Origin of the sequence: Catenibacterium sp. RTP21428st1_D7_RTP21428_210409 (assembly GCF_040227455.1) — a bacterium.
GTDB classification, from domain to species: Bacteria; Bacillota_I; Bacilli_A; order Erysipelotrichales; family Coprobacillaceae; genus Catenibacterium; species Catenibacterium mitsuoka_A.
The window spans coordinates 1-19787 of record NZ_JBEHVX010000005.1; the positions used below are offsets into that span (position 1 = coordinate 1).

General features: G+C 37.4%; 15 protein-coding genes, 1 rRNA gene and 1 other annotated feature. All 16 genes read right to left on the reverse strand.

The window, feature by feature from the left end; genetic code table 11:
• Positions 1-76: ribosomal RNA gene (locus tag ABUA27_RS01480) — 16S ribosomal RNA — on the reverse strand; the annotation flags it as partial.
• A 327-nt stretch (positions 77-403) separates the two neighbouring features.
• A complete protein-coding gene (locus ABUA27_RS01485; protein ID WP_006505715.1) occupies positions 404-712 on the reverse strand; it encodes a PTS lactose/cellobiose transporter subunit IIA in 309 nt (102 codons plus the stop codon).
• 97 nt (positions 713-809) lie between these two features.
• Positions 810-1607 (reverse strand): HAD family hydrolase, encoded by a 798-nt coding sequence (locus ABUA27_RS01490; RefSeq protein ID WP_129981964.1) that lies wholly within the window; start codon positions 1605-1607, stop codon positions 810-812.
• Positions 1608-1734: 127 nt separating this feature from the next.
• Positions 1735-4116, reverse strand: a complete 2382-nt coding sequence (locus tag ABUA27_RS01495) for a YhgE/Pip family protein (protein ID WP_349820080.1) — start codon at positions 4114-4116, stop codon at positions 1735-1737.
• A 181-nt stretch (positions 4117-4297) separates the two neighbouring features.
• Positions 4298-5482 carry an elongation factor Tu gene (tuf, locus tag ABUA27_RS01500; RefSeq protein ID WP_129981962.1) on the reverse strand — a complete coding sequence of 395 codons (1185 nt, stop codon included), beginning with the start codon at positions 5480-5482 and terminating at the stop codon, positions 4298-4300.
• An 89-nt stretch (positions 5483-5571) separates the two neighbouring features.
• A complete protein-coding gene (fusA, locus tag ABUA27_RS01505; RefSeq protein ID WP_129981961.1) occupies positions 5572-7644 on the reverse strand; it encodes an elongation factor G in 2073 nt (690 codons plus the stop codon).
• A 51-nt stretch (positions 7645-7695) separates the two neighbouring features.
• Positions 7696-8166, reverse strand: a complete 471-nt coding sequence (gene rpsG / locus ABUA27_RS01510; protein WP_006505720.1) for a 30S ribosomal protein S7 — start codon at positions 8164-8166, stop codon at positions 7696-7698.
• Between the two features lie 39 nt (positions 8167-8205).
• Complete coding sequence (gene rpsL, locus ABUA27_RS01515; protein ID WP_022425216.1) at positions 8206-8619, reverse strand: 30S ribosomal protein S12; 414 nt, start codon at positions 8617-8619, stop codon at positions 8206-8208.
• A gap of 147 nt (positions 8620-8766) precedes the next feature.
• Positions 8767-8868 (reverse strand): hypothetical protein, encoded by a 102-nt coding sequence (locus ABUA27_RS01520; RefSeq protein WP_161220334.1) that lies wholly within the window; start codon positions 8866-8868, stop codon positions 8767-8769.
• Positions 8869-9180: 312 nt separating this feature from the next.
• Positions 9181-12894 carry a DNA-directed RNA polymerase subunit beta' gene (gene rpoC / locus ABUA27_RS01525; protein WP_129981859.1) on the reverse strand — a complete coding sequence of 1238 codons (3714 nt, stop codon included), beginning with the start codon at positions 12892-12894 and terminating at the stop codon, positions 9181-9183.
• Positions 12894-16673 carry a DNA-directed RNA polymerase subunit beta gene (gene rpoB / locus ABUA27_RS01530; protein WP_502879680.1) on the reverse strand — a complete coding sequence of 1260 codons (3780 nt, stop codon included), beginning with the start codon at positions 16671-16673 and terminating at the stop codon, positions 12894-12896. The genes rpoC and rpoB overlap by 1 nt, the downstream gene beginning before the upstream one ends.
• A gap of 154 nt (positions 16674-16827) precedes the next feature.
• Entirely contained in the window at positions 16828-17415 is a 588-nt protein-coding gene (locus ABUA27_RS01535; RefSeq protein WP_129981861.1) for a class I SAM-dependent methyltransferase, read from the reverse strand.
• A 61-nt stretch (positions 17416-17476) separates the two neighbouring features.
• Positions 17477-17842: a 50S ribosomal protein L7/L12 gene (gene rplL, locus ABUA27_RS01540; RefSeq protein ID WP_129981862.1), complete on the reverse strand. Its 366-nt coding sequence runs from the start codon at positions 17840-17842 to the stop codon at positions 17477-17479.
• A 25-nt stretch (positions 17843-17867) separates the two neighbouring features.
• A complete protein-coding gene (gene rplJ / locus ABUA27_RS01545; protein WP_129981863.1) occupies positions 17868-18410 on the reverse strand; it encodes a 50S ribosomal protein L10 in 543 nt (180 codons plus the stop codon).
• A 37-nt stretch (positions 18411-18447) separates the two neighbouring features.
• Positions 18448-18568: a sequence feature (ribosomal protein L10 leader region), on the reverse strand.
• A gap of 5 nt (positions 18569-18573) precedes the next feature.
• A complete protein-coding gene (gene rplA / locus ABUA27_RS01550; RefSeq protein WP_129981864.1) occupies positions 18574-19254 on the reverse strand; it encodes a 50S ribosomal protein L1 in 681 nt (226 codons plus the stop codon).
• 81 nt (positions 19255-19335) lie between these two features.
• Complete coding sequence (gene rplK / locus ABUA27_RS01555) at positions 19336-19779, reverse strand: 50S ribosomal protein L11 (RefSeq protein WP_040389881.1); 444 nt, start codon at positions 19777-19779, stop codon at positions 19336-19338.
• Positions 19780-19787 lie beyond the last annotated feature (8 nt).

Genomic DNA, 19787 nt, shown 5'->3' on the forward strand with positions numbered 1-19787 from the left:
AGAAGATTCGTTCGACTTGCATGTATTAGGCACGCCGCCAGCGTTCATCCTGAGCCAGGATCAAACTCTCCACGAAAATATGTGAAGAGCTGATGTTCAGCTCATCAATTAAATGTTTTCAAACAAATCTGACGTGTATCTGTTCAGTTTTCAATGTTCTGTCTCAGCCCGTCTCCCGGACTGCCTGTCTATAATACCCAATATCACAGCGTTTGTAAAGTGTTTTTTGGACATTTTTTTGTTTATCTTCTTTTATATCGCGTTTTTAGCCCTTATATGCTTCATAATTTAAAATTAATTATTTTATCACCTAATACAATAATATGCTTTATACATGCTTTTTATGCTAAATAGACAAAAAAAGCATCCCATTATGTGGGATGCTGTATTGGTATTTATGAAATTAAGCTAATTTCTTATAAACATCAATAAATTCCTGAGCTAAATCGATAACTACTAATGCGCACATTAAGTGATCCTGTGCATGTACCATTAATAAGTTAAGTGGAGTTTTTTCTCCTCTGATTTCAGCCTGGATTAATTCAGTCTGAGCATGATGAGCTTCGTTAACTGTTTCTTTAGCAGTCTGAATTGATTCATCTGCCTTTTCGATGTCTCCTGCTTTTGCATACTGAATTGCTTCAATTGCTGAGCTTCTTGCGCTACCAGCATTAACAATTAAGTTAATGACTGTCTGTTCCTGTTCGTCCATTTTAATTCTCCTTTAACAACAATTCCAGATTTCATCTGTGCCTCTATTATAGCAACTCTTGAAAGCAATTTCAACACTCTTTTACAATATGCCAAAATTAGTCTTTGATGTAGTTAAAATGCTTACATGCAGCAGTGATTCCTTCTTCTTCAATATTAGTTGTAATATATTTTGCGACTGATTTAAGTTCTGGTACTGCATTACCCATTGCTATACCTTGTCCTGTTTCTTCAATCATTTCTATATCATTACGTCCATCACCAAAAGCAATGGTATCATCAATACTTCTTCCTAGTTCCTTCACTAATTCTTTAATTCCTACTGCTTTAGATGAACCCTTAAGGGTCAAATCAAAAGAACGGTCACTTTGATGTCTCTGTACATCAAAATAAGGACTTAAAGCTTCTACCATGACTGGAATATCATCCTTAGAATTGACTACTATCATTCCGATATAAGTTTCTATATTCTTATAATCAAATGAATCAATGATTGTTTCTTCCTTCATACCCCAGTTATTTGCGAATGCCTGATGGACTGGATCTTTTGAATCTCTGACATAAATATAATCATTACCTTCAAAGTAAAAGTTAAAATGATGTTTTTCACATAGATCCATGGTTGCTTTAATTGCTTTGGCTGGTACGACATTCTTATAGACACATTTGCCTTTATACTCTACATAAGCCCCATTACATGTCACATATCCTGAAAATGGATACTTCATAACACCATCCACAATAAAACATTTACATCTACCTGTTGATAAGAATACATCATGTCCTTCTTCCTTTAGTTTATCTAAAGTACGGATAGTTTTAGGTGTGATTTCATATATATCCTGATTACAATCAATAAGTGTCCCATCTATATCAAAAAAGAATAATTTACTCATACTTCAATCTCCTTTTCTAGCAAGTACTTCCATTATATCAAATGTATGCAGAAATAAAACCAATTAAGATCAGTCTCATAAAATCTTTAATAAACGTTAAAAAAGATGGGTATTTCTACCCATCTCACTAACATTCTCCATCAAATACTTCTGGAAGGAATACTTTATGTGTTTTACTTCTATGTCTGACAATTACGTAAGTAAGAAGTACAGATACAACAAGTAAACCAACGAAGAATAAGATTTCTGTTGTAGGAACTGCAGTTGCATTCGCAATCACTGATCTAAATCCATTTACACTATATGTGAATGGTACAAATGGATGTAATACTGTATACCAATGTGGTGCAGTTTCTAGTGGATAAGTACCAGCAGAAGCACCAAGGTTAAATACCATGAAGATTAAAGCGATAAATTCACCGATACGACCAAATGCGATTGCAAGGAATGCGATGAATGCCATAAAGGCAAGTGATAATAAGAGCATGAATGCGATACATAATCCTGGTCTAGCAGGAGTGAATCCACAAAATCCTCTTAAGCTGAAGTATAAGATTAATGCCTGTACAAATGATAATGGAACCATGACTGTAGCTTTTGCAAGTAAGAACTTTACTGGGCTATCAGTAGTAGTCATACCCTTACCAAATGGATACATTAAGCTTAATGCCATACATGCAACATATAAAGCAACACTCATCATATAAGGTGCCATTGCATGACCATTGTTTGGCATATTAGTTATTTCTTTCTTTTGTGTATCTACTGGAGTAGACATCTGTTTGTATGTCTTGTTAGTAGATTTGATATTACTCTTCTTAGAAGCATCTTTTAAGCTGCTTGTAAGTGTATTAGTTCCTTCACCAATAGTAGTTAATCCTTCACCTAATGTTGCAGATCCTGCTGCTAACTGATTAGATCCAGAACTGATCTTTAATGCACCATCAGCTAACTGAGAAGCACCACTATTTAAAGTTTTATTGTTTGAAGCAAGCGTACCTAAACCATTATTTACCTGTTTAACGCCACCTGTATAAGTCTTTAAACCACTCTGTAATGTACCTAAACCTTCATCAATCTGGCTTACTGCACCAACCATACCAACTGAATTAGAAGTTCCCTTCATATTAGCCTGTACAGTCTTTAGGTTAGTTACTAATGAACCAACTGCTGTGTTATTGGCAGTTGCTAACTGCTGTGAACTTGCTAATAACTGCTGAGTCTTAGCATTGGCTGCAGTCTGATTCTTTAATACAGCTGCATTACCATTTAACAATGTAGATAACTGTTTTAAATCATCTGTATTGATACTAGATGATAACTGAGATGCAACCTGCTGTAATGTAGCAGCCTGAGTTGCATGGCTTGTAGCCTTCAACATTAATTCTTGAGCGGCCTGTGGTTGGGTTGCCTGTAATTGTTCAGCCTGTTTCTTTTCCGCTGCAGCTAACTGATTTAACTGAGCTGCATTGTTATTCATTGTTGAGATAGTAGTAGATAATGTAGAAATCATACCGTCAACTTTCTTAGCTGCCTGGGCATCATTTTCTACTAAGTTATTACTATCAATAGCGCCCTGGATCTCAGTTAATGCTGCAGATAACTGTTTAGAACTTTCTTCAATCTGTTTATTGCTAGAAGTCAATGTATTTAACTGACCAGCACTTGCATTAATTCCATCACCTAACTGCTTTTCGGCTGCCTGAACAGCGCTTAATAATTGTGAACTACCAGCTTTTAACTGAGCAGCACCATTGTTTAAAGTGGCACTGTTGTTGTCTAACTGCTGTGCACCAGCTTTCGCAGTAGAGACGCCTTTTGTATAAGCACTTAATCCCTTCACTAAAGAATCAGCACCATCATTGAATACTAATGCACTTGAAGCAAGTGTATTCAAATTTTCTGTAATAGTGGCATTACCATCTTTGGCTGTATTGACACCATCACTTAATTTCTGTGAACCTTCTGCGGCTGTTTTAAATCCTTTGCTTAATGTTTTTACATTCTTAAATAAGATCTTTGAGTAAGTCTTAGTCACTGTTGATGAAATTTCAGCTTTTACTTTAGCCATTGCTGACTCATCCATTTTAGTTGCGACGTAGTTTGTCTGTGGATTTGTTGTATATGTGAGCATCATTGTCTGTGGATCATCATCCAATAATGTCGTCGCATTTTTAGAGAAGTTTTCAGGAATAGTAATTATCATGTAATACTTTCCGTCTTTTAAACCTTTCTGTGCTTTACTAGAAGAAACAATATTGAAATCCATTGAATCATTCTTCGCAAGTTTATCACTTAACTGTTTACCAATATCCATAGTAGAACCATTATATTCAACTTCTTTATCCTTATTTACAACGGCTACTGGAAGCTGATCTGTTTGACCATATGGATCCCACATAGAACCTAAGAAAACACAAGCATAAATCATTGGAATGATCATGATTGCACAAAGTACAATTTTAAGCCATGTACTTTTCGCAATGTTTTTCCATTCTGCTTTAATCATATTACCCTTTCCTTTCTGTCATCTTCCTAATGACTAGTAGTCATTTTAGTTGACCGTTAGTCATTTATCAATTTACAAATAAGGCGATTTGATAAAAAAGCATGATGTAAGCGTATATCATTTTTTTTAAAAAGCATAAAAAAAGACTGCTGACATAAGTCAACAGTCTAATGAACTAAAATTATTCAATGATTTCAGTTACGTTACCAGCACCTACAGTACGTCCACCTTCACGGATAGAGAACTTAGTACCGTTTTCGATAGCGATTGCGTGAATTAATTCTACAGTGAATTCTACGTTATCGCCTGGCATAACCATTTCAGTTCCTTCTGGTAATTCGATAACACCAGTGATATCAGTAGTTCTGAAATAGAACTGTGGTCTATAGTTACCGAAGAATGGAGTATGACGTCCACCTTCATCTTTAGTTAGTACATAAACATGAGCGTTGAATTTCTTATGTGGATGTACTGAACCAGGTTTAGCTAATACCTGACCTCTTTCGATCTGGTCTCTGTTGATACCTCTTAAAAGAACACCAACGTTATCACCAGCTAGAGCGTAGTCAAGTAACTTTCTGAACATTTCGATACCTGTAGCAACTGTCTTCTGAGTTTCATGGATACCGACGATTTCAAGTTCATCGTTAAGGTTTAACTGACCACGTTCAACTCTACCAGTAGCAACTGTACCACGACCAGTGATTGTGAATACATCTTCAACTGGCATTAAGAATGGCTTATCAGTTTCACGAGCTGGATCTGGGATATAAGAATCCATAGTGTCTAATAATTCATGGATTGCAGGAGTCCACTGTGGATCCCCTTCAAGAGCCTTTAATGCAGAACCACGGATGATTGGAGTGTCATCTCCTGGATAGTCGTATTCAGATAATAAATCACGAACTTCCATTTCTACTAAGTCGATTAATTCTTCGTCATCAACCATATCGCACTTATTTAAGAATACGATGATGTATGGAACACCAACCTGACGAGATAATAAGATATGTTCTCTTGTCTGAGGCATAGGTCCATCAGTTGCAGCTACTACTAAGATAGCACCATCCATCTGAGCAGCACCAGTGATCATGTTCTTGATGTAGTCAGCATGGCCTGGACAGTCAACGTGTGCATAGTGACGATGAGCAGTTTCATATTCAACGTGTGCAGTGTTGATTGTGATACCACGTTCTTTTTCTTCTGGAGCAGCATCGATTGCAGCATAGTCCATAGCTTTAGCCTGACCTTCACTAGCTAATACAGTAGTGATAGCAGCTGTTAAAGTAGTTTTACCATGGTCAACGTGACCGATAGTACCAATATTTACGTGAGTTTTCTCACGGTTAAATTTTTCCTTAGCCATTTAAGGTTATCCTCCTATATACTTCTAAAATTTTACATAACTATTTTAATCGATTTTATTGAGAATTGCAATAAAAATCATAGTTATTCTTATTTTACGCCGTTCTTTTTAATGATTTCTTCCTTGATTGATTTAGGAACAGGTTCATAACGGTCGAACTGCATTGTATAGTTACCACGACCCTGTGTGAATGATCTTAAGTCTGTTGCATAACCGAACATTTCAGCTAGAGGTACAGAAGCTTCAACCATTACAGCATTTCCTCTTTCTTCCTGACCATCGATCATACCACGTCTAGATGAGATATCACCCATAACGCTTCCTAAGTATTCAGAAGGTGCAGTTACTTCTACCTTCATGATCGGTTCAAGGATTACTGGAGCACACTTCTTACCAGCAGCTTTTAATGCCATAGAAGCAGCTACTTTATATGCCATTTCTGATGAATCGACATCATGGTAAGAACCGTCGAATAATGTAGCCTTAACGTCAAGTACTGGGTAACCAGCAATCATACCAGTTTCTAAAGCGTCTTCAAGACCAACTTTTACAGAACCGATATATTCTCTTGGAACTGATCCACCAACAACAGCGTCAACGAATTCAAATCCTTTACCTTCATTAGGTTCGAACTTGATCCAAACGTGACCGTACTGACCACGACCACCAGACTGTTTAATGTATTTACCTTCACATTCAGCAGCCTGAGTAATAGTTTCTCTATAAGCAACCTGAGGAGCACCAACGTTTGCTTCTACATGGAATTCTCTCTTTAATCTGTCAACGATGACATCAAGGTGTAATTCACCCATACCAGCGATGATAGTATCACCAGTTTCAGGGTTTGTAGATGTTCTGAAAGTTGGGTCTTCTTCAGCTAATTTAACTAAAGCTTCACCAAGTTTGTTCTGGTCAGCTTTTGTCTTAGGTTCAATTGCTAATTCGATAACTGGTTCTGGGAATTCCATCTTTTCAAGGATAACGAAATCGTTTTCCGCACAAAGAGTATCACCAGTTGTAGTGTTCTTGAAACCTACTGCAGCAGCGATATCACCAGCATAAACTTCATCAATTTCTTTACGTGTATTAGCGTGCATTAATAAGATACGACCAAGTCTTTCTTTCTTATCTTTTGTTGAGTTCAATACATATGAACCAGCAGTTGCAGTACCAGAGTATACACGGAAGAAAGTTAACTTACCTACGAATGGGTCAGTCATAACTTTGAATGCTAAAGCTGAGAATGGTTCTTCATCAGATGCATGACGGTCAACTTCGTTACCATCAATGTCAACACCCTTGATTGCAGGGATGTCAGTTGGAGCTGGTAAGTAGTCAACTACAGCATCAAGCATTGGCTGTACACCCTTATCTTTGTAAGCAGAACCACAAAGAACTGGGAATAATTCTACAGCGATTGTACCCTTACGGATAGCAGCTTTAACATCTTCGATTGCAGGTTCTTCACCTTCAAGAATCTGCATCATTAAATCATCATCAAATGAAGCAGCAGCTTCTAATAAAGTCTGATGATATTCTTCAGCCTGATCAACATATTCAGCTGGGATTTCTTTTTCGATTACATCAATACCTTCAGCACCATCGAAATAGATAGCTTTCATCTTTAATAAGTCAATGACACCTTCGAATGTATCTTCAGCACCGATAGGTAACTGTAATGCAACAGCATTAGCACCTAATCTTGAATTTAATGAGTTAAGTGACATGATGAAATCAGCACCAGTAGCGTCCATCTTGTTTGAGAAAACAATTCTTGGTACGCCATAAGTAGTAGCCTGTCTCCAAACTGTTTCAGTCTGAGGTTCTACACCTGCTTTAGAGTCAAGTACTGTAACGGCACCATCAAGTACACGTAGTGAACGTTCAACTTCTACAGTGAAGTCTACGTGGCCTGGTGTATCGATGATGTTAATACGATGTCCTTTCCAGTGAGCTGTAGTTGCAGCAGAAGTGATAGTGATACCACGTTCTTTTTCCTGTACCATCCAGTCCATCTGAGATCCACCATCATGAGTTTCACCAATTTTATGGATTTTACCTGTATAGTAAAGAACACGTTCAGTAGTAGTTGTTTTACCAGCATCGATGTGAGCCATGATACCGATATTACGTGTTTTTTCTAATGGAAATTCACGAGCCATAATTTTCTCCTTTCAAATACTTTTTCTTTTAATTTATATTTAATAAAGATATTACCAACGGAAATGTGCGAAAGCTTTGTTAGCTTCTGCCATTTTATGAGTATCTTCTTTCTTCTTAACAGCAGCACCTGTACCGTTAGATGCATCGATAATTTCGTTAGCTAAACGATCAACCATTGTATTTTCGTTTCTTAAACGAGAATAGTTAGTTAACCATCTTAAACCTAAAGTCATTCTTCTTTCAGGTGTTACTTCAACTGGTACCTGGTAGTTAGCACCACCAACACGTCTTACCTTTAATTCAAGTACAGGCATGATGTTGTTGATAGCTGCGTCGAATACTTCCATAGCTGGCTTTCCAGTCTTTTCTTCAACTTTTTTGAATGCTTCATATAAGATGTTCTGAGCAACACCTTTTTTACCATCTAACATGATGTTGTTAATAAGCTTAGTGATTGTTTTACTATTGTAAATTGGATCAGGTAAAACATCTCTTTTCGCAATACGTCCTTTTCTAGACATCGGCAAATTCTCCTCTCTCTATTTTATTAATTTAAAAATTTATTTCTTAGGCTTTTTAGCTCCGTATAATGAGCGGCTCTGCATACGATCTTTAACACCAGCACAGTCCATAGTACCACGGATAATATGGTAACGAACCCCTGGTAAGTCCTTAACACGACCACCACGAATTAATACAACAGAGTGTTCCTGAAGGTTATGACCGATACCAGGAATGTAAGCTGTAACTTCTAATCCATTTGATAATCTAACACGGGCATATTTACGTAATGCTGAGTTAGGCTTCTTTGGTGTCATTGTAGCAACACGGGTACAAACGCCACGCTTCTGAGGTGAATTATCATTAGTTGGTCTTTTTGCTAATGAGTTGTAACCTCTATTTAAAGCTGGAGACTTACCCTTTTTAGTCTTTTCGCTACGTCCTTTTCTTACTAATTGGTTAATTGTAGGCATGATTTTCTCCTTTCTAATTCTAACACACAATTCCGGGTGTTTCACAAATTTGTTTTTATATATGTGCCCTCATCGGACACCTTTGTCAGTATATGACAAATAAAAGTCCTAGTCAACAACTTTTTTTATTTTTTTGTTAATCTAGGTTCAATTTTCATGATAGATGATCTGTTTAGCCATTCCACCATCAATACAGATGCCCTCACCATTGATAAATGATGCCTCTGATGAACATAAGAATAAGATCATAGAAGAAATATCCTGTGTATATATTCCTATAAGTATTAATCCATCCTTTCAAAATAGAATTTACTTTCTAACTCATCATTAATGCGTATTTAAGGGCTAATATGCCACCTTTACAGCAGTACAGCAATCTTGTATTAACTTAGCTCATATGGTCTCTAGAAAGCGAAATATTGATAATTACAGAATTTCTAGATAAAATTACCTACCCTATTCCATGTGTGCTACCTTTGACAACTACAATTGCATAAATCCATGTACTTCTCATTATATATGAAAACACTATGGATATTTGTCCATAGTGTTTCTTATTAATTAAGCGTCATGGTGAGCAGAAACAAATTCTTCTGCTTCATCAAACATTGTAGATTCAGGAGTGAAGTTTTCAGCTTCTTCTCTTGATTTTTCAAGTTCAGCCTGCTGAGCAGCTTCTTCTTCCTCTCTCTTAATTGTTTCGTCAGACTTTAAAGGTCCTCTTAAGCCAGTACCTGCTGGTAATAGCTTACCGATAATAACGTTTTCTTTCAGACCCTTAAGTGGATCGACTTTACCTCTGATGGCAGCATCAGTAAGAATTCTTGTAGTTTCCTGGAATGATGCAGCTGATAACCAAGAATCAGTTTCTAATGAAGCCTTAGTAATACCAAGTAAGATTGGTCTACCTACAGCTGGATGTTTACCTTCCTTAAGAACCTGTCTGTTTAATTCAGTGAAGTTCTTAACTGAAACGTGAGATCCTGGTAATGCTTCTGTATCTCCACCTTCTACGATCTTCATTCTTCTCATCATCTGCTGAATGATGATTTCGATATGCTTATCAGAAATTTCGATACCCTGTAATCTATATACCTGCTGTACTTCTTTTAAGATGTAGTTTTCTACAGCTTCTGCAGAGGCAACAGATAATAATTCTTTTGGAGAGATAGAACCTTCAGTAATCTTATCACCTGGTTCAACAATATCTCCTTCTTTTACAGCTAACTTAGCACCAATTGGTGTTAAGTAAGTCTTAGTTTCAAGATCATTTGCGACAGTTACTTCTGAACGCTGATTGTTATGGTCACCCTGAGTTGTAATTGATGAAACATGTCCATTGATTTCAGAAATAATAGACTTAGCTTTTGGAACACGTGCTTCAAACAATTCCTGGATACGAGGAAGACCCTGTGTGATATCGGCGTCACCGGCAACACCACCCATGTGGAATGTACGCATTGTAAGCTGAGTACCTGGTTCACCGATTGACTGTGCAGCCATAATACCGATTGTTTCACCAAGTAATACTTCCTGACCAGTTGCTAAGTTTAGACCATAGCACTTACGGCAGATACCGTTCTTAGACTTACATCCGAAGATGTTTCTAATTTCAACAGTCTTGATACCAGCATCAGATACTGCTTTTGCTGATTTTTCGTTCATTAATTCATTTGCATGAACAATGATTTCACCAGTTGCTGGATCAACAATATCCTTTAATGATGTACGACCAACAAGTCTGTCTACTAATGGTACGATAATGTTACCATCAGCCGTATTGATTAATGCAGATACTTCGAATCCCTTATCAGTATGACAATCGTCTTCTGTGATAATAACTTCCTGAGCTACATCGACAAGACGTCTTGTTAAGTAACCTGAATCGGCAGTCTTTAAGGCTGTATCTGTAGAACCTTTACGGGCACCATGTGTAGAAATGAAGAATTCTGATGCAGTTAAACCTTCACGAAGAGCAGACTTGATAGGAAGTTCGATAGTTTCACCCTTAGGGTTACTCATCAATCCACGCATACCTACAAGCTGAGTGAAGTTAGAGATGTTACCACGGGCACCTGAATCTGACATGATGAAGATTGGGTTATCACGGTCAGCTTCGAACTCTTCTTTAACGATACCAGTAACTTCTTCTTTAACGTCATTCCATAATTTGATTACGGCTGTATAACGTTCATGTTCTGTTAACTTACCTTTGTTGTATAAATTCTTGATGACTTCAAGATGTTCATCAGCATCATCGAATAAGTGATACTTATCCTGAGGAATCTGAATATCGTAAGCTGATACTGTAATACCAGCGATAGTTGAATAATAGAATCCCTGATTCTTTAATCTGTCAAGCATGACATGGATTTCATCAACTGGACAGATCTTGAAGTATTCATCGATGATTGCTCCAAGAGTCTTCTTAGTGAACTGCTTGATTAAAGGCTGATTCTTAATATGTTCCTTGATATCTGTACCATAAGGTAAGAAATATTTCATAGGAGTTGCTTTTAAGCTTGCCTTATCTGGATCATTTAAGTATGGGAATTCACCTTCAAAGATCTGGTTGAAGATGATCTTACCTACTGTAGTGACTAAGTACATGTTGTTCTGTTCTTCAGTGAATGTCTTATTCTTTAATGCTGAAGCACGGATTGCCATTCTTGTATGTAAGTTAACAGTCTTATTGTAATAAGCCATTAATACTTCGTTTACATCAGCAAATACTGTACCTTCACCAATCTGATCAGCTTTTTCTGTTGTTAAGTAATAGTTACCAAGCACCATGTCCTGTGATGGAGTAACGATAGGTTTACCATCTTTTGGACCAAGGATATTTCTAGAACCTAGCATTAACTGTCTTGCTTCCTGAATTGCTTCTTCACCAAGAGGTGCATGGATGGCCATCTGGTCACCATCGAAGTCGGCATTGAATGCTGGACATGCTAATGGGTGAAGACGGATGGCACGACCTTCTACTAGCTTAGGTTCGAAAGCCTGGATACCTAATCTATGTAATGTAGGGGCACGGTTTAATAATACTGGGTGATGTTTGATAACATCTTCAACGATTGGCCAGATCTTATCATCCATCTTATCTATCATACGTTCAGCAGCTTTGATATTAGTTGCTAATTCGTTTCTTACTAATCCAGAGATAACGAATGGCTTAAATAAGTTAACAGCCATTTCTCTTGGAATACCACACTGGTACATCTTTAATGTAGGTCCTACAGCGATAACTGAACGTCCAGAGTAGTCTACACGCTTACCAAGTAAGTTCTGTCTGAAACGTCCCTGTTTACCTTTAAGTGTATGTGAAAGAGATTTTAATGCTCTTCCTCCAGCACCTGTAATAGGCTTAGAACGTCTACCATTATCAATTAAAGCATCAACGGCTTCCTGAAGCATACGCTTTTCATTCTGTACGATGATACTAGGTGTACCTAATTCTAATAATTTCTTTAAACGGTTGTTACGAGTAATGACACGTCTATATAAGTCGTTTAAGTCACTTGTCGCAAAACGACCACCGTCTAGCTGAAGCATTGGTCTTAAATCAGGTGGAATAACTGGAAGAACATCCATGATCATCCATTCTGGCTGGTTATTGGAGCTTCTGAATGCATCAATTGCTTCAAGTCTCTTTAATAACTTCTGTCTCTTCTGACCCTGAGCTTCTTTTAACTGAGTTTCTACATCTTCAAGTTCAGCATCTAAGTCAACCTTCTGCAATAATACTTTGATTGCCTCAGCACCGATTTTAGCCTGGAACTGACCACCGAACTTTTCAACACAGTTACGGTAATCTCTTTCAGATAATACCTGCTTGTATTCAAGTGGTGTAGAACCTTTATCAGTAACAACATAAGATACGAAGTAGATGATTTCTTCTAACTGTTTAGGTGACATATCAAGGATAAGTCCCATACGAGATGGAACTCCCTTTAAATACCAGATATGTGCTACTGGAGTAGCTAATTCGATATGACCCATTCTTTCTCTTCTTACTGAAGAACGAGTGACTTCGACACCACAACGGTCGCAGACAACACCTTTATATCTTACTTTCTTATATTTACCACAAGCACATTCCCAGTCCTTAGTTGGACCAAAGATTCTTTCACAAAATAAACCATCTTTTTCAGGCTTCTGTGAACGATAGTTGATTGTTTCAGGTTTTTTGACTTCGCCATATGACCATTCACGAATCTTCTCAGGAGAGGCTAAACCGATCTGAATTGCTGAAAAATTATTATTCTCTGCCATTATTCTTCCTCCTCACCGCTTTTTCCAAATAATCCTTCGATAATATCATCGACTGATTCTGGAGCTTCATCATCATCGAAGCTGTCTTCTACGATATCATCTTCACCTTCGGCAACGAATTCTTCGTGAGTGTCAACTTCTTTATCTTCTTTTTCTTCTTTATCATCATTTTCTTCATCTTCTTTTGGCTTCTTAGGCGCATCGAATGAACGAGGGAAACGACGATCTTCATCTTCGATATTACCTACATTAATTTCATTACCTTCATCATCTAATAGACGAATATCTAATGCCAATGCCTGTAATTCTTTCTTTAATACTCTGAATGATTCAGGTAATCCAGGTTCAGGTAACTTCTGTCCCTTAACAATTGCTTCATAAGTCTTAACACGTCCTACAACGTCATCTGACTTAACTGTTAAGATTTCACGTAATGTATATGCTGCACCATAAGCTTCAAGTGCCCATACTTCCATTTCCCCGAATCTCTGACCACCGTTCTGAGCTTTACCACCAAGTGGCTGCTGAGTAACAAGTGAGTAAGGACCAACTGATCTTGCATGTAACTTATCATCAACCATGTGACATAACTTAATCATGTACATGATACCAACTGATACTTCGTTATCGAAATATTCACCAGTCTTACCAGAAATCACTCTCTGTTTACCATTTTCTGGCATACCAGATTCTTTCATGATATTTTCTAAGTCCTTAGAATTGATACCATCAAAGGCTGGAGTAGCGAAATACTGACCACCTAACTGTCTAGCAGCATAACCTAAGTGTAATTCTAATACCTGACCGATATTCATACGAGATGGTACCCCTAATGGGTTAAGCATGATATCAAGTGGTGTACCGTCCTGTAAATGAGGCATATCTTCTGTTGGTAAGATTTTAGAGATGACACCCTTGTTACCGTGTCTACCTGACATCTTATCTCCTTCAGAAATCTTACGCTTCTGAACGATATATACTTTAATAACCTTGTTTACACCTGGCTGTAAATCATCTCTTTCAACTTCTTTATAAGCAAGAGAGTTTGCTGAACCATACTTGTTTTCATTCTTTCTTTCTTTACCTCTACGAGTGAATACTCTGATACGATGTACGATACCAGAACCACCATGAGGTACTCTTAATGAGTTATCTTTAACTTCTCTAGATTTTTCACCAAAGATAGCTAATAATAGTTTTTCTTCTGCAGATAATTCTGCCTGTCCCTTAGGAGTAACTTTACCAACTAAGATATCGCCTTCCTTAACTTCAGCACCAACACGGATAATACCGTTTTCGTCTAGGTTAGAACGAGCATCATCACCTACGTTAGGGATATCTCTAGTAATTTCTTCAGGACCAAGCTTCGTATCACGACATTCAATTGTATATTCCTGAATGTGGATAGAAGTATAGTAGTCTTCTTTTACAAGCTTTTCATTCATGATGACAGCATCTTCGTAGTTATAACCATTCCATGTCATGAAACCTACAAGAACGTTCTGTCCTAATGCTAATTCACCCTGTTCCATAGCTGGTCCATCAGCAAGAACCTGACCCTTAAGAACATGTTCACCAGCCATAACAATTGGACGATGGTTGATACATGTACCAGCGTTAGATACAGTGAACTTTAATAACTTATATGTCTTTTCGCCACTTTCACCTTCAACGATGATCTTCTTAGCGTCAACATATTTAACAGTTCCTTCTTCTTTCGCAACAACTGCAGCACCAGAGTCTCTTGCAGCCTGGAATTCCATACCTGTTCCTACATAAGGTGCATGTGGATTTAATAGAGGTACAGCCTGTCTCTGCATGTTACATCCCATAAGGGCACGAGTCGCATCATCGTTTTCCAAGAATGGGATACATGAAGATGCAACTGATACGATCTGTTTAGGTGAGATATCGATGAAGTCGATTTCTTCTGGCTTAGCCATGATGTTTTCACCTAAATGACGCGAAATAACCTGTTCATCAATGATACGGTCATTTTCATCAGTCTTAACTTTTGCCTGAGCAATAATATAATTCTTTTCTTCATCTGCTGTTAAATAACGAATATCATTTTCATCAATAACGCAGTTATTTACTTTACGATATGGAGTTTCAATGAATCCATATTCATTTACTTTTGCATAAGATGCAAGTGTAGAAATCAACCCGATGTTAGGACCTTCTGGTGTTTCGATTGGACAGATTCTACCATAGTGAGATGGATGGACGTCTCGTACTTCATAACCTGCACGGTCTCTTGATAAACCACCAGGACCTAAGGCAGAAAGACGTCTCTTGTTTGTTAATTCGGCAAGTGGGTTAATCTGGTCCATGAACTGAGATAACTGAGAACTTGCGAAGAATTCTTTGATTGCAGCAGTTAATGGACGAATGTTTGTTAATGATTGTGGAGTCATAGAATCATCTTCAGCTAAAGACATTCTTTCCTTAACTACTCTTTCCATACGTGATAAACCGATACGGAACTGGTTCTGAACTAATTCACCAACAGTTCTAACACGTCTGTTACCTAAATGGTCGATATCATCTAATAAACCAATACGGCTCATTAAAGACACTCTGTCTTCTGCTGCTAAGTCCTGAGAATCATAGATATCAACAAGGTTAAGCATATATGAATATGCAGCAATAAAGTCTGAAATAGTGACAAACTTACTATCTAATGAAAGATCAGTACCGATTACTCTCATCTTGATAGACTTAGATTCATCTGTATATACATCTAATACCTGAATAGTATGATTAGAATGCATATTTTCGTTAGTTTTAATTTCTCTTGTATGTGCACCTGCTTCAAATACTGGCTTTAAGATTTCTAATTTATCTTTAGTAATCTTAGTACCTTCTGTCATTACAACATTACCATCAACGTCAACAACATCTTCAGCAAGAACACGATCAGCAATACGATCTAATAAGCTTAATTTCTTACGTAACTTAAAACGACCTGCTTTTGCTAAATCATAACGTTTTGGATCGAAGAAACGCGCAAATAGTAATGAGTTAGCACCATCTAAAGTAGCTGGTTCACCCGGTCTCAATTTACTATAAATTTCCATCAACGCATCATCAGTGTTATGTGTTGGATCCTTTTCAAATGTATTGTAGAGGAACTGATGTTCTCCGAAAACTTCAATAATATCTTCATTTGAAGAAAGTCCTAGAGCACGTAAAAGAATAGTACCTGGAATCTTCTTCTGACGGTCAATACGAACATTTAGAACATCCTTGGCATCATTTTCAAATTCTAACCAAGTACCACGAGATGGGATTACCTGTCCATTGAAGACAGTCTTACCAATCTTGTCTGTTCCATTACCAAAATAAGCTCCTGGAGAACGAACTAACTGTGAAACGATAACACGTTCTGCACCATTAACAACAAATGTACCTGAATCTGTCATTAACGGGAAATCACCCATAAATACTTCACTTATCTTGATTTCTCCAGTTTTCTTATTTACAAGACGTAAAGTAGCACGCAAAGGAGCTGCATAGATTGCATCTCTTTCTTTACTTTCATCTGCATCATATTTAGGCTCATCAAAACGACAGTCTACAAACTCCAATGATAATGTGTCGTTAAAATTTGTGATAGGATAAATATCCTCAAATACTTCTCTTATACCTTTTTCCTGAAACCACTTAAATGAATCTGTCTGAATTTCGACAAGGTTAGGTAGTTTCAAAGAACCACTAATACGAGAATAATTGCGTCGCTTAATGCGGCTTTCTGCAGTTCTTACATTCTTTTCCAAAATCCGTTCCACTCCTTTTTTAATCTCTATCTGCAAGCTAAAAAGGGTCAAAATGACCTGCTTTTATACATGAGTAGGCATTTTAGTATACTAGCACAAGGGTACTTTTGTGTCAACCCAAAAAGGGAAATTTATACAATTTCCCTGTAGTTCATTATTTAATTGATTGAATTATGTAATAGCCTTTATTTCGCTTCAATACTTCTGCATTTCCAAAGACTTCTTCCATGCATTTCTTAGCACTTGGTGCACCCTGTTTCTTTTGTATGACAATCACAAGGCGTCCATTCTTATTTAAGTGTGAATAACTTTCTTTAAGAATAGTAGTCACAACATTTTTGCCAGCACGAATTGGAGGATTAGAGATGATCATATCAAATGTCTTCTCTACATTCTCATATGCATTACTTTCATATACACGCATATCTTCAAGATGATAATCTTCAATTGTGCGTTTAGCAAGTTCCATTGCGCGTCTATTGACGTCAACCATATCAAATGCGATATCTGGATAAACCATCTTTAAGCTGATACTCAAAGCACCATATCCACACCCAACATCCAATACTGATTTTACACCTTCTAGATTAACGGTGTCAAGTAGTGTTCTTGAACCGAAATCTACACTATCCTTAGAGAAAACACCACGATCACTATGAAACCCAATAGAATGTCCTTGATAATCGAAGTGAATGATCGTTGGTCTGCTTTCTATTTCATCATTTGTATAATAGTGTGACATTCTCATTCCTCATAAGAAAAAAGCCCTAAAATAGGGCTTTTATAATTGTGTTTGTATTAAATTACTTTAATTCAACAACAGCACCAGCAGCTTCTAAAGTTTCCTTTAACTTAGCACCTTCTTCAGCTGGTACGTCTTTCTTGATTTCAGATGGAACCTTGTCAACTAAGCCCTTAGCTTCAACTAGTCCTAAACCAGTGATTTCTCTAACAGCCTTGATAACTTTAACCTTTGTAGGTCCAACTTCCTTAAGGATTACTGTTACGTTAGCAGCAGGTCCTTCTTCTTCAGCAGCAGCAGCAACTGCAACTGGAGCAGCAGCTGTAACGTCGAACTTTTCTTCGATTGCTTTTACTAATTCGTTTAATTCTAAGATTGTAGCTTCTTCTAAGTAAGCTAAGATTTCATCAGTTGTTAACTTTGCCATTTTAATATTCTCCTTTATTTCGATATTAAGCAGCTGCTTCTGCTTCAGCAGGAGCTGCTGCTTCTGCAGATCCGTCTGCTTCTTTGTCAGCTACAGCCTTAACAGCTCTAGCAACTTTTGATACTGGTGCCTTTAAGCAAGCCAATAACATTGATAACATACCTTCTTTGTTTGGTAACTTTGAAAGTTCCATAACTTCTTCTTTGCTCAATAATTTGCCTTCAACGATTGCAGTCTTGATTACAAGAGCTTCGTGATCCTTAGCAAATTTTGCTAGTACTCTAGCTGGAGCAACAGCGTCATCATGACCAAATGCAATAGCGTTTGGACCAGTTAAGAATTCATCTAATTCCTGTTTACCACAAGCTTCTGTAGCACGAAGAGCTAATTTGTTCTTATAAACTTTAAGTTCTACGTTTTCAGCTCTTAAAGCACGACGAAGTTCAGTAACTTCATCAACAGTTAAGCCACGGTATTCAGCAACTACTACTGACTGAGCGTTAGATAACTTATCAGCGATTTCGTCGATGACTGCCTGTTTAGCGACTAATACTTTTTCGTTAGCCATTGTTACACCTCCATAAAAATTTTATTGCAACAATATACGCGTTATATAAAAACCCCTAGTTTACCTAGGGGTTTGTCATTTTCATACATGACAATATCCCTCGGTAACAAATTGAGACTTGCGTCAGTTACTGTCTACGGTATATTGATTGCGGCATTAATAATTAAGCAGCAACTTTTACTGCTGGACCCATAGTAGATGAAACTACACAGTTCTTAACGTAAGTTCCTTTAACTGCTGCAGGTCTGATTCTTAATAATAAAGCATGGATAGCTTCATAGTTTTCAACTAGCTTAACGCTGTCGAAAGATACACGACCGATTGGAAGATGTACGTTACCATCTTTATCAGTTCTATAATTAACTTTACCGCCCTTAGATTCATTAACTGCTTTAGCAACATCCATAGTTACTGTACCAGTCTTAGGGTTTGGCATTAATCCCTTAGGACCTAAAACACGTCCTAATTTACCAAGCTTAGGCATCTGATCAGGAGTAGCAATCATAACATCGAACTCTAACCAACCTTTAGCGATTTCATCTAAGATTTCCTGGCCACCAACTACGTCAGCACCAGCGTTTTTAGCTTCTTCAGCCTTTGGACCTTCAGCGATAACACAAACTCTCTTTGTTTTACCAGTTCCGTTAGGAAGCACGATAGCTCCACGTAACTGCTGATCTGCATGTCTAGTATCAAGATTTAACTTGAATACAACATCAACACTTGCATCGAATTTAGCAGTATTAGTCTTCTTAACTAATTCAATTGCTTCTTCGATTGAGTATAGCTTGCCAGCTTCAATCTGCTTAGCAGCTTCTACATATTTCTTTCCTTTTTTTGACATTTTCTTTCCTCCTTAAGTGGTCTTAACGGATAGACCTCCCACTGTAATGACGGAATTCAACTCCATCAGATTGCTAATTAATTAAGCGTCTAAGCCTTCTACTTTGACACCCATGTTACGTGCTGTTCCAGCAACGATTTTCATTGCTGCTTCTAAATCATTAGCGTTAAGGTCAGGCATTTTGTATTCTGCGATTTCCTTTAACTTATCAGCACTTAGAGTAGCAACAGTCTGCTTTGAATCACTTGCAGCTTTCTTGATACCACAAGCCTTCTTGATCATTTCAGCAGCTGGAGCTGTCTTTAATACGAAATCAAAGCTCTTGTCTTCATAAACAGTCAAAACTACTGGTACAGTTTCACCATGACGATCTTTAGTCTGATCGTTGAATGCTGTACAGAATTTTGGCATCTGAATTCCTGCACCTGCTAGAGCTGGTCCTGGTTTAGCACCACCTGCTGGGAACTGGATCTTCATAATTCTTACTACTTTTTTACCATTATTTGCCACGGTACACACCTCCATTAAAATAT

Excerpts from the sequence above, each read along its gene's own strand:
- ABUA27_RS01485 (WP_006505715.1), bottom strand. The coding sequence starts at position 712 with ATGGACGAACAGGAACAGACAGTCATTAACTTAATTGTTAATGCTGGT.
- ABUA27_RS01490 (WP_129981964.1), bottom strand. The coding sequence starts at position 1,607 with ATGAGTAAATTATTCTTTTTTGATATAGATGGGACACTTATTGATTGT.
- ABUA27_RS01495 (WP_349820080.1), bottom strand. The coding sequence starts at position 4,116 with ATGATTAAAGCAGAATGGAAAAACATTGCGAAAAGTACATGGCTTAAA.
- tuf (WP_129981962.1), bottom strand. The coding sequence starts at position 5,482 with ATGGCTAAGGAAAAATTTAACCGTGAGAAAACTCACGTAAATATTGGT.
- fusA (WP_129981961.1), bottom strand. The coding sequence starts at position 7,644 with ATGGCTCGTGAATTTCCATTAGAAAAAACACGTAATATCGGTATCATG.
- rpsG (WP_006505720.1), bottom strand. The coding sequence starts at position 8,166 with ATGTCTAGAAAAGGACGTATTGCGAAAAGAGATGTTTTACCTGATCCA.
- rpsL (WP_022425216.1), bottom strand. The coding sequence starts at position 8,619 with ATGCCTACAATTAACCAATTAGTAAGAAAAGGACGTAGCGAAAAGACT.
- ABUA27_RS01520 (WP_161220334.1), bottom strand. The coding sequence starts at position 8,868 with ATGATCTTATTCTTATGTTCATCAGAGGCATCATTTATCAATGGTGAG.
- rpoC (WP_129981859.1), bottom strand. The coding sequence starts at position 12,894 with ATGGCAGAGAATAATAATTTTTCAGCAATTCAGATCGGTTTAGCCTCT.
- ABUA27_RS01535 (WP_129981861.1), bottom strand. The coding sequence starts at position 17,415 with ATGTCACACTATTATACAAATGATGAAATAGAAAGCAGACCAACGATC.
- rplL (WP_129981862.1), bottom strand. The coding sequence starts at position 17,842 with ATGGCAAAGTTAACAACTGATGAAATCTTAGCTTACTTAGAAGAAGCT.
- rplJ (WP_129981863.1), bottom strand. The coding sequence starts at position 18,410 with ATGGCTAACGAAAAAGTATTAGTCGCTAAACAGGCAGTCATCGACGAA.
- rplA (WP_129981864.1), bottom strand. The coding sequence starts at position 19,254 with ATGTCAAAAAAAGGAAAGAAATATGTAGAAGCTGCTAAGCAGATTGAA.
- rplK (WP_040389881.1), bottom strand. The coding sequence starts at position 19,779 with ATGGAGGTGTGTACCGTGGCAAATAATGGTAAAAAAGTAGTAAGAATT.